Origin of the sequence: Rhodosalinus sediminis, from assembly GCF_003385555.1 — a bacterium.
In the GTDB taxonomy this organism is placed as follows: Bacteria; Pseudomonadota; Alphaproteobacteria; order Rhodobacterales; family Rhodobacteraceae; genus Rhodosalinus; species Rhodosalinus sediminis.
Genome location: NZ_QOHR01000020.1, coordinates 42,183 through 52,352, shown reverse-complemented (window position 1 = coordinate 52,352; position 10,170 = coordinate 42,183). Strand labels below are relative to the sequence as shown.

10 protein-coding genes are annotated in these 10,170 nt (G+C 72.2%); 7 read left to right on the top strand and 3 right to left on the bottom strand.

Features of this window, described 5'->3' with window-relative positions:
* Positions 1-798, top strand: a 798-nt coding sequence (ribA, locus tag DRV84_RS12400; RefSeq protein ID WP_115981179.1) for a GTP cyclohydrolase II, incomplete at its 5' end; no start/stop codon positions are given.
* On the top strand, positions 795-1,289 hold the full coding sequence (locus DRV84_RS12395; RefSeq protein WP_115981165.1) for a L,D-transpeptidase family protein: 495 nt from the start codon (positions 795-797) through the stop codon (positions 1,287-1,289). The genes ribA and DRV84_RS12395, both read left to right, overlap by 4 nt.
* 58 nt (positions 1,290-1,347) lie before the next feature.
* Here the strand turns inward: DRV84_RS12395 and DRV84_RS12390 are convergent, their stop codons facing one another.
* Positions 1,348-1,998, bottom strand: a complete 651-nt coding sequence (locus DRV84_RS12390) for a YggS family pyridoxal phosphate-dependent enzyme (RefSeq protein ID WP_115981163.1) — start codon at positions 1,996-1,998, stop codon at positions 1,348-1,350.
* Between the two features lie 117 nt (positions 1,999-2,115).
* On the bottom strand, positions 2,116-3,147 hold the full coding sequence (locus tag DRV84_RS12385; protein ID WP_115981161.1) for a porin: 1,032 nt from the start codon (positions 3,145-3,147) through the stop codon (positions 2,116-2,118).
* Between the two features lie 258 nt (positions 3,148-3,405).
* Here DRV84_RS12385 and DRV84_RS12380 point away from each other — a divergent pair, with 258 nt between their 5' ends.
* Positions 3,406-3,918, top strand: coding sequence for a DUF3576 domain-containing protein (locus DRV84_RS12380; RefSeq protein ID WP_115981177.1), 513 nt, complete (start codon positions 3,406-3,408; stop codon positions 3,916-3,918).
* A 6-nt stretch (positions 3,919-3,924) separates the two neighbouring features.
* Here DRV84_RS12380 and DRV84_RS12375 read toward each other — a convergent pair whose 3' ends face one another.
* Positions 3,925-5,184, bottom strand: a complete 1,260-nt coding sequence (locus tag DRV84_RS12375) for a glycosyltransferase (protein WP_115981159.1) — start codon at positions 5,182-5,184, stop codon at positions 3,925-3,927.
* Positions 5,185-5,342: 158 nt separating this feature from the next.
* On the opposite strand from DRV84_RS12375, the gene leuS reads away from it, so the two are divergent.
* Genes leuS through DRV84_RS12355 form a run of 4 tightly spaced genes read left to right on the top strand, consistent with a single transcriptional unit; the run spans position 5,343 to position 10,095 of the window.
* On the top strand, positions 5,343-7,934 hold the full coding sequence (gene leuS / locus DRV84_RS12370) for a leucine--tRNA ligase (RefSeq protein WP_115981157.1): 2,592 nt from the start codon (positions 5,343-5,345) through the stop codon (positions 7,932-7,934).
* Entirely contained in the window at positions 7,921-8,421 is a 501-nt protein-coding gene (gene lptE / locus DRV84_RS12365; protein ID WP_115981155.1) for an LPS assembly lipoprotein LptE, read from the top strand. The genes leuS and lptE overlap by 14 nt, the downstream gene beginning before the upstream one ends.
* Positions 8,418-9,446: a DNA polymerase III subunit delta gene (holA, locus tag DRV84_RS12360; RefSeq protein WP_115981153.1), complete on the top strand. Its 1,029-nt coding sequence runs from the start codon at positions 8,418-8,420 to the stop codon at positions 9,444-9,446. The genes lptE and holA overlap by 4 nt, the downstream gene beginning before the upstream one ends.
* Before the next feature lie 52 nt (positions 9,447-9,498).
* Positions 9,499-10,095, top strand: a complete 597-nt coding sequence (locus tag DRV84_RS12355; protein WP_115981151.1) for a glutathione S-transferase family protein — start codon at positions 9,499-9,501, stop codon at positions 10,093-10,095.
* Positions 10,096-10,170 lie beyond the last annotated feature (75 nt).

The following is a 10,170-nucleotide window of genomic DNA, read 5'->3' as shown; positions in this document are numbered from 1 at the left end:
GGCGACCTGACGCATCCGATGAAGGGGCCGCTGCGCAGCCTGCGGGGCGGCGACGCGGCGCTCCACCGCACGGCGCTCGCGCTGGTGAAATCCGCGCATCTCCTGCCCGCGGCGGTGGTCACCGATCTGACCGACGGGCCGGGCTTCGCGCGGGAGCATCGGCTCACCCTCCTGCCCGCCGCGCTCGCCGAGCCGCGGCTGGCCGAGACCGGGCCGCTCGCGCCGGTGGCGCAGGCGCGCGTGCCCGTGGAGGCGGCGGGCGCCGGGCGGCTCCATGTCTTTCGCCCCGGCGACGGCAGCGAGGAGCACTACGCCTTCGAGGTCGGCCAGCCGCGGCGCGACGCGCCGGTGCTCGCGCGGCTGCACTCGGCCTGTTTCACCGGCGACGTGCTCGGCAGCCTGAAGTGCGACTGCGGCCCGCAGCTCAGGGGCGCGCTCGCGCAGATGGGGGCGGAGGGCGCGGGCGTCCTCCTCTACCTCAACCAGGAGGGGCGGGGCATCGGCCTCGCCAACAAGCTGCGCGCCTATTCGCTGCAGGATCAGGGCTTCGACACGGTGGAGGCGAATCACCGCCTCGGCTTCGAGGACGACGAGCGCGACTTCCGCATCGGCTCGGACATCCTCCGCCGCATGGGCTTTTCGGAGGTGCGGCTGATGACGAACAACCCCGCCAAGCTCACCATGATGGAGGAGCAGGGCCTCACCGTGGTCGAGCGGGTGCCGCTCTCCGTCGGGCGCACGGCGGAAAACAGCGGCTACCTCGCCACCAAGGCGGCGAAGTCGGGGCACCTGCTGTGACGCCGCGCGATATGGTGCTGACGCCGCGGGGGCTCCGGTTCATGGGGCGGCGCTGGCCCTGCGCGATCGGGCGGGGCGGCGTGACGGACGCCAAGCGCGAGGGCGACGGCGCGACGCCGCGCGGCGTGCATCGGATCGTGGGGCTCCTCTATCGCCCCGACCGGATGGCGCGGCCGGTGGACTGGGCGGTGCCGATCCGGCCGGGCGATCTCTGGTCCGACGACCCGGCGGACCCCGACTACAACCTGATGGTCCGCGCGCCGCACGCGCATGGCCACGAACGGCTGCGCCGGGCCGATACACTTTACGATCTGGTGATCCTGACGGACTGGAACTGGCCGCGTGCGCAGCCGGGGCGCGGCTCGGCGATCTTCCTGCACGCATGGCGGCGGCCGGGTTATCCGACGGCGGGCTGCGTGGCGCTCGACCCGCGCCACCTCAGGCGCATCGCCGGGCTGATCGGCTACGAGACGCGGCTGATCGTGCCCTGAACGCCCGCCCAAGGCGCGTCCGTCTCGCAAGGAGCGCCCGCACGGGCGCGACGCGCGCTCAGCCCGGCCGCGCGCCGAAGATCGCCGAGCCCACGCGGACATGCGTCGCGCCCAGCGCGATCGCCTCCTCGAAGTCGCCCGACATCCCCATCGACAGCCCGTCGAGCCCGTTGCGCGCCGCGATCTTCGCCAGCAGCGCGAAATGCAGGCTCGGCGCCTCGTCCACCGGCGGGATGCACATGAGCCCCCGGACCGGCAGGCCGAGGCGGCGGCACTCCGCCACGAAGCCGTCGGCATCCCCCGGCAGGACGCCGGCCTTCTGCGGCTCCTCGCCGGTGTTGACCTGCACGAACAGCTCCGGGCAGTGGCCCAGCTCGTCCGCGAGCCGGGCGAGCGTCGTGGCGAGCTTCGGCCGGTCGAGGGAGTGGATCGCCTGCACCATCTCCATCGCCTGCCGCGCCTTGTTGGTCTGGAGCGGGCCGACGAGGTGCAGGGCGATGCCCTCATAGCGCGCGCGGAAGGGGGGCCAGCGGGTCGCGGCCTCCTGCACGCGGTTCTCGCCGAAGACGCGGTGGCCGGCGTCCAGCACGGCGGCGACGCGGTCCTCGGGCTGCTGCTTCGAGACGGCGATCAGCGTCACGGACCCCGGCGCGCGTCCGGCGCGCGCCTCGGCCCGGGCGATGCGGTCGCGGATCGTGTCGAGCGTCATCGGTCCCCCCTCGCGGCACGGGGCACGGGATGCCACCGCGCCCGCCGAAAGGAAAGGGGCGAAAGAAAAGGGGCGAGCCCGAAGGCCCGCCCCCTGTCGCCTCAGATCCGGGTCGGATCAGAAGCTGAACTGAACACCGAGGTCTGCCTTGGTGATCGTCTCGTCGTCGAAGAAGTTGCCCATCGTCGCGACACCGCCGCGGACGGATGCGCCGCCGCCGAGGTCGTGCACGAAGCCGGCGCCGAACTGCGTCACGCCGTCGCCCTGGTCGAGCGCTTCGTCGTTGTTGATGAAGCCGCTGACCGTGGTCGCCGCGGCAACGTCGAAGGTCGCGCCGATGTGGTACACCATCGCGTCGTCGCCGACCGGGTGGAAGCCATCAGCATTACCGTCGCCGTCGAGGTCGGCCGCGACGTTGCTGTAGTCGTTCGACGCGATCTTGCCGATGATCGTGGCCGGGCCGACCGGGCCGGAGGCCGTCAGCACCCAGTTGGTGTAGGCGTTGCCGCTGGTCTCGAAAGCAGCACCACCAGTTGCGGTAGCATCACCAACAACCTCGTCGTTCACGTCCTGGAAGCCGCCCGCGAGGGTCCAGCCGTTGACGTCGTAGGCGAGGAACGCGGCGAGGCGGTCGTCGCCGTCCGTGACCGAGCTGCCGCCGGTCTCGTCCGTCGAGTACGAGAGGTGAGCCGAGAGGGCGCCCATCGAGTACTTGACGTCGATGCCCTGACGGCCCTGGCCGCCGGAGGAGTAGGCGTCAGCCGCGTAGTTGAACACGACGTTCTCGTAGCCGAGGCCGTTCAGGCCGACCGAGTCGGTGTACATGCCCGGCATGAACTCGAACGCGCCCTGCGTGTTGCCGACCGAGACCTCGAGGCCCTCGTAGGCGACGTAGAAGCGCGGCTGGTTGAACGTGTTGAGATCATCCTCGTCGATGTTCAGACGGGTCTGCGCACCGAAGGACAGGCCGGCGTCCGACTCCGTCGTCGCCGTCACGATGAGACGCATACGGCTTTCGATCTGCGTCTCGGTATCGCGGTCCTCGACGTATTCCATACCCCAGCGGGCGTAGCCGCCGAAGGTGACATCCGCTGCGGCCATCCCGGCCGTCGCGACCAGTGCGGTCGTCGCGAAAAGAAGCTTTTGCATGGTTTTTCCCTCGACTTTTGTCGTCTTGCGCCCCCAGGCCGGACCCCGGTCTGGGTATGGCTCGTCTTTGGCGCGTTTCGGGGGCTTCGCGCAAGCGGCAGGACCGGCGTTGCGGCAAAGCGGGCGCGGATGGTGCAGCATTGCCACACATGGCCCGGCGTCCCCGGCGAGCCCCCGCGCGCGGGCGCCTCGGGGAAAGTCCTTGCCCGCGCGTCGCCGCTTGGGTAGGTGTGCGGCGATGTCTGGGACGGGGCGGCCATGACGCGATCGCGCGCACTACGGATGCTTTTCGCCGGGGCGGCGCTCGCCGCGCTGACGGCCTGCGGCCAGCGGGTCGGCCCCGCCGGCGGCGCGACGGACGAGACCGGCTCCGGCCCCGCGGCCAGCAGCAGCCTGCCGGTGGGTCACCCCGAGTACGTCGGCCCCCAGCGCTCCACCGTCTGGGATCTCTTCGGCCCGCAGCGCAACGACACCACGGTCGCCGTCAACCGCTACATCTGGAACGGCGCGCTGGAGGTGCTGAGCTTCCTGCCGGTCGAGTCGGTCGATCCCTTCACCGGCGTCATCACCACCGGCTACGGCACCCCGCCGGGCGGCGGCGCGGCCTATCGCGCGACGGTCTATGTCTCGGACCCGGCGCTCGACGCGCGCTCGCTCAAGGTGGCGTTGCAGCGCCGCTCGGGCCCGGTGGACGCCGCCACGCAGCGCGCGGTGGAGGACGCGATCCTCGCCCGCGCCCGGCAGCTGCGCGAGCGCGACAGCCGCTTCTGATCCCGGTCAGTCGCGCGGCGGGCGCGGCGTGAGGCGGGCCAGCCGATCCACCCAGTCGAGTTGCGCGGGCAGGGCGACGCGGCGCAGGTCGTAGGCCCCGGCGACATGCGCCCGCGCCGCCGCCCCGAGCCGCGTGCGCAGGTCCGGGTCGTCCAGCAGCGCCTCCACCCGATCGAGGAGCCCCGCCCGGTCGAAGAAATCCACCAGCAGCCCCGTCTCGCCGTCGGTGATCGCCTCGCGCACGGGGGCGACATCGCTCGCCACGATGGCGGCGCCGGCGCTCATCGCCTCGAGCAGCGACCAGCTGAGCACGAAGGGGTAGGTGAGATAGACATGCGCGCGGGAGACCCTGATGAGTGAGAGAAAGCGCTCGTAGGGCACCCGGCCGAGGAAATGCACGCGCGCCCAGTCGGCGTCGGCGATCCCGCCGCGCACCTCGTCGATGAAGATCTGCTTCCACGTGCGCCCCTCGGGCGGGCGCGCGCCGTAGCTCGTCCCCTCCCCGCCGAGGAGGACGACCTGCGCCGCGGGCCGGCGGCGCAGAAGCTCCGGCAGGGCGCGCATGAAGACGTGATAGCCCCGGTAGGGCTCGAGGTTGCGGTTGACGAAGGTGATCACCTCGTCGTCGCGGGTGAGCGTCCGCCCGCTCTCCAGCGCCAGCCGCGCCTCCGGGTCTGGGGCGACGGCGTCTGTGTCGATCCCGTCGTGCGCCACGGTGATGCGCTCGCGGAACGGGGCCGGGAAGGTGTCGGCCTGAAAGCGCGTCGGGCTGAGGCCGGCGTCGCCCACCTCGAAGTGCAGGCGGTTGTTGAGGTTCTTCATCCGGAGGCGCAGCGGCTCGCGCGGGCCTTCGGTGCCGGGAAACTCCGGGTCGAAGCCGGTGTGCGGATAGCCCGCCTCGTGGTAGAGTTCGCAGTAGAGGCCGAGCCGCGCCTCCGGCCAGACGTCCTTGAGAAACAGGCTCTCGCCCCAGCCGGGGTGGGCGAGGATCACGTCAGGCATGAGCCCCTGCTCGCGCAGCTTTGTCGCCGCGCCGTGGCAGGCCTCGGCCCGCACGAGCTTCGTCTCGAAATCGACGAGCCACGGGTGCACGTTCTGCCCGTTGCCGCGGTGGAGCGTGTAGGGCAGGACGCGCACCCCCTGCCAGGTCACGGGCTTCGTCACCTTGAGCGTCAGCGCCACCACCCGGTCGCCGCGCGCCGCGAGCGCGGGGGCGAGGTGCTTGTACTGCCCCGGAAAGTTCTGATGGATGATCAGGATGTCCATGCCCGCGCCCGCCGCCCGTGCTTTGGTCCCCGGCATAGCGCCGCGGGGGCGGCGGGCCAAGCGCGCGGGCGCGCGCTTTTCGGCCCGCGGCACTGGACCCTCGGGCGGGCCTCGCCTATCACCCGGGGCGCAGTCGAGACCGCAACCGAGGACCGCCCATGGCCCGCTACGCGCCCGCCGAGATCGAACCGAAATGGCAGAGGGCGTGGGATGCGGCCGGCGCCTTCGTCGCCGCGCCCGATCCCGCGCGCGAGAAATACTACGTCCTCGAGATGTTCCCCTATCCCTCGGGGCGCATCCACATCGGGCACGTGCGCAACTACACGATGGGCGACGTGGTCGCGCGCTACAAGCGCGCGCAGGGCTTCAACGTGCTGCACCCGATGGGCTGGGACGCCTTCGGCATGCCGGCGGAGAACGCCGCGATGGCCTCGGGCGGGCACCCCAAGGACTGGACCTACGGCAACATCGCGCAGATGCGCGACCAGATGAAGCCGATGGGCCTCTCGATCGACTGGAGCCGGGAGTTCGCCACCTGCGACCCGGAGTATTACGGCCAGCAGCAGGCGCTCTTCCTCGACTTCCTCGAAAAGGGCCTCGTCTACCGCAAGGCGGCGGTGGTGAACTGGGACCCGGTGGACATGACCGTGCTCGCCAACGAGCAGGTGATCGACGGCAAGGGCTGGCGCTCGGGCGCGGCCGTGGAGCGGCGCGAGCTGGTGCAGTGGTTCTTCCGCATCTCGGACTATTCCGAGGAGCTGCTCGACGCGCTCGACACCCTCGACGACTGGCCGGCCAAGGTGAAGACCATGCAGGCCAACTGGATCGGGCGCAGCCGCGGCCTGCAGTTCGCCTTCTCGATGGTCGAGGAGGCCGAGGGCCACGACCGGATCGAGGTCTACACCACCCGGCCCGACACGCTCTTGGGCGCGAGCTTCGTCGCCGTCTCGCCGGACCACCCGCTCGCCCGCGCGCTCGAGCGTCACGACGACGGCATCGCCGCCTTCAACGCCGAGTGCCGGCGCATGGGCACCTCCGAGGAGGAGCTGGAGACAGCCGAGAAGAAGGGCTACGACACCGGGCTCAAGGTGCGCCATCCCTTCGACACGAGCTGGGAGCTGCCGGTCTGGATCGCCAACTTCATCCTGATGGACTACGGCACCGGCGCGATCTTCGGCTGCCCGGCGCACGACCCGCGCGACCTCGACTTCGCGCGGAAATACGATCTGCCGGTGATCTCCACCTTCGCGCCGGTCGAGGACGACGGCCAGCCGCTGGCCGAGGACGGCGGCCCCGCCTTCGTGCCGCCGAAGTCCGAGCGCGTGATTTACATCCGCGGCTTCGCCGGCGAGACCGAGCAGACCGGCGAGGAGGCCGTGGAGGCCGCCATCCGCTTCTGCGAGGACAACGGCGTGGGCCAGGGCGTGACCAAGTACCGCCTGCGCGACTGGGGCCTCTCGCGGCAACGCTACTGGGGCTGCCCGATCCCGGTAGTGCATTGCGACGACTGCGGCGTGGTGCCGGAGAAGAAGGAGAACCTGCCGGTCACGCTGCCCTACGACGAGGACGGCGCGCCCATCGACTTCTCGGTGCCCGGCAACCCGCTCGACCGTCACCCGAGCTGGGCGCGGACGGAGTGCCCCGCCTGCGGCAAGCCCGCCCGGCGCGAGACGGACACGATGGACACCTTCGTGGACAGCTCGTGGTATTACGCGCGCTTCACCGCGCCGCGCGCCGAGGCGCCCACCGACCCGGAGGAGACGCCCTACTGGATGAACGTCGACCAGTACATCGGCGGCATCGAGCACGCGATCCTGCACCTCCTCTACTCACGCTTCTTCGCCCGCGCGATGCACATCTGCGGCCACCTGCCCGAGAGCGCGAAGGAGCCGTTCGAGGCGCTCTTCACGCAGGGCATGGTGACGCACGCCATCTATCAGACGACGGACGCCGAGGGCCGGCCCGTCTATCACTTCCCCGACGCGGTGGAGAACCGCGACGGCCGTATGGTCCTCAGGGACACCGGCGAGGAGGTGGAGGTCGTCCCCTCCGCCAAGATGTCGAAGTCCAAGAAGAACGTCGTCGATCCGGACACCATCATCCGGCAGTACGGCGCGGACACCGTGCGCTGGTTCGTCCTCTCCGACAGCCCGCCGGAGCGCGACGTGGAATGGACCGCCGCGGGCGCCGAGGCCGCGCACCGCCACCTTTCCCGCGTGTACCGCATCGTTTCCGAGATCGCGGAGAAGCCCGCCGAGGAGGGCGCGCCAGCGGCCGACGAGGCGCTCCTGCGCGAGATGCACAAGACCATCCACGAGGTCACCGGCGGCGTGGAGAGCTTCGGCTTCAACGCCGCCATCGCGCGGCTCTACGCCTTCACCAACACGCTCGCCAAGAGTGAGGCCGGCGGCGCCGCGAAGCGGCAGGCCGCCGCCGCCCTCGCGCAGCTGATGTCCCCGATGACCCCGCACCTCGCCGAGGAGCTCTGGGCGACGCTCGGCCACGAGGGGCTGATCCTCGACGCGCCGTGGCCCGTCGCGGACGCGGCGATGCTGGTCGAGGACGAGATCACGCTGCCCGTCCAGATCAACGGCAAGCGCCGGGGCGAGATCACCGTGCCCCGCGATCTCGGCAAGGAGGAGGTCGAGAAGGCCGCCCTCGAAAGCGAGCCGGTGGCGCGCGCGCTCGACGGGGGCGCGCCGAAGAAAGTGATCGTCGTGCCGGGCCGGATCGTGAATGTGGTGCTCTGACCGCCGCCGCCTGCTCGCCCTCTCGGCCGCGGCGCTCGCCGCCGGCTGCGGCTTCGCGCCGGTCTACGGACCGGGCGGCGCGGGCCGCACGCTTCAGGGGCAGGTCGCGGTGCCGGCGCCCGAGACGCGCCTCGGCTACCATTTCACCCGCCGGCTGGAGGCGCGCCTCGGCCGCGCCGAGGCGCCGCGCTACCGGCTCGAGGCGCCCCTCACGGTGGAGCGCGAGGGCCTCGGCACCACCGCCGACGGCCGCACCACGCGCTATCAGCTTCTCGGCCGCGCGGACTGGCGGCTGCGCCCCGCGGCGCCCGGCGCCGAGCCCGTCGCCGAGGGGCGCGTGCGCGGCTTCACCGGCTATTCCTCCACCGGTTCGCCGCTCGCCGCCCGCGCGGCCGAGCGCGACGCGGAGGAGCGCCTCGCCACGCTTCTCGCCGACCGGCTGGTGGAGCGGCTGTTGATGTCGGATCTCGGGGCGGCCGCGCCATGAAGCTCGCCGCGCGGGAGGTGGCGCGCTACTGCGCCGCGCCCGACCCGCAGGCGGCGGGCCTCCTGATCTACGGCGCCGACCCGATGCGCGTCGCCCACCGCCGCCAGCAGGCCGTCGCCGCGCTGATCGGGCCGGAGGGCGAGGGCGAGATGCGGCTCACCCGAATCGCGGGGGCGGACCTGCGCCGCGATCCGGCCGCGCTGATGGACGCGATCAAGGCGCAGGGCTTCTTCCCCGGCGCGCGCGTCGTGCTCGTGGAGGACGCGGGCGACGGGCAGGCCGAGGCGATCGCCGCCGCGCTCGACGCCTGGCGCCCGGGCGACGCGCAGATCGTCGTCACCGCGGGGCAGCTCAAGCCCGCCTCGAAGCTCCGCAAGCTCTTCGAGGGCCACCAGAGCGCGCGCGCCGCCGCGATCTACGACGACCCGCCCGGGCGCGAGGAAATCCAGGCCGAGCTCGTCCGCGCCGGGCTCTCCGGCGCCTCGGGCGAGGCGCTCGACGCGCTCTTCGCGCTGGGCCGCACGCTCGAGCCCGGCGATTTCCGCCAGACGCTCGAGAAGCTCGCGCTCTACAAGCTCGACGACCCGGCGCCGCTCTCGGCCGGGGAGGTGTCGCGCCTCGCGCCCGCCTCCACCGAGGCGGAGGCCGACGCGGTGATCGAGGCCGCCGCCGAGGCGCGCGAGGGCGAGATCGGCCCGCTCATCCAGCGCCTCGCCGCGCAGGGGGTGACGCCCGTCCGCCTCTCGATCGCGGCCGGGCGGCACTTCCGCGCGCTCTACCGCGCGGCCTCCGATCCCGAGGGGCCGGGCAAGGGCATCGCGCGGCTGCGCCCGCCGGTCTGGGGGCCGCGGCGCGACCGGATGGAGCGGCAGGCCCGCGCCTGGGGCGCCGAGCGGCTGCAGGCCGCGCTCGAGGTGCTGGCCGAGACCGACCGCACGCTGCGCTCGGCGAATCAGACCGCGCCGCAGATGGCGCTGATGGAGCGCACGCTCCTGCGGCTCGCGCATCTGCGCGGGCGGCGCTGAGGCTGGACAATCGCGCGCCGCCGGGTTTGGCTCGGCCCGGGGAGGACATGCCATGTACACCGTGATCGGCGACCTGAAAAGCCGCGCCTTCCGCGTGGTCTGGATGCTGGAGGAGCTGGGCGCGCCCTACACGCACCGAGCGGCCGCGCCGGGGTCGGAGGCGGCGCGCGCCGTGAATCCCTCTGGCAAGGTGCCGGTGCTGATGGCGCAGGACGCCGCGCTTACCGATTCGACGGCGATCCTGACCTATCTCGCCGACCGTCATGGGCAGCTGACCCATCCCGCCGGCACGCTGGAGCGCGCGCGCCAGGACGCGATGACCTTTCGCATCCTCGACGAGATCGAAACGCCGCTCTGGACCGCCGCGAAGCACAGCTTCGTCCTGCCCGAGGCGCAGCGCGTGCCGGCGGTGAAGGACAGCCTGAAGTGGGAATACGCCCGCGCGCTCGCGCGGCTGATGGACGATCTGACGGGCGATTACCTCGCGGGGAGCGCGCCGACGGTGCCCGACCTCCTGCTCGCGCATTGCGGCGGCTGGGCGAAGGCGGCGGGCTTCCCGGCGGACGAGCCGCGCTTCGCCGCCTATCTCAAGCGGATGCGCGCGCGCCCGGCCTTCCGCGCGGTGGCCGGGCAGCTCCAGCCGGGCTGAACCGGCCGAAAATTCTTCGTACGAAGAATTTTCGGCCCCCCGAGCGCCGACGGCCCGCGCCCCGGCTGCGATTTT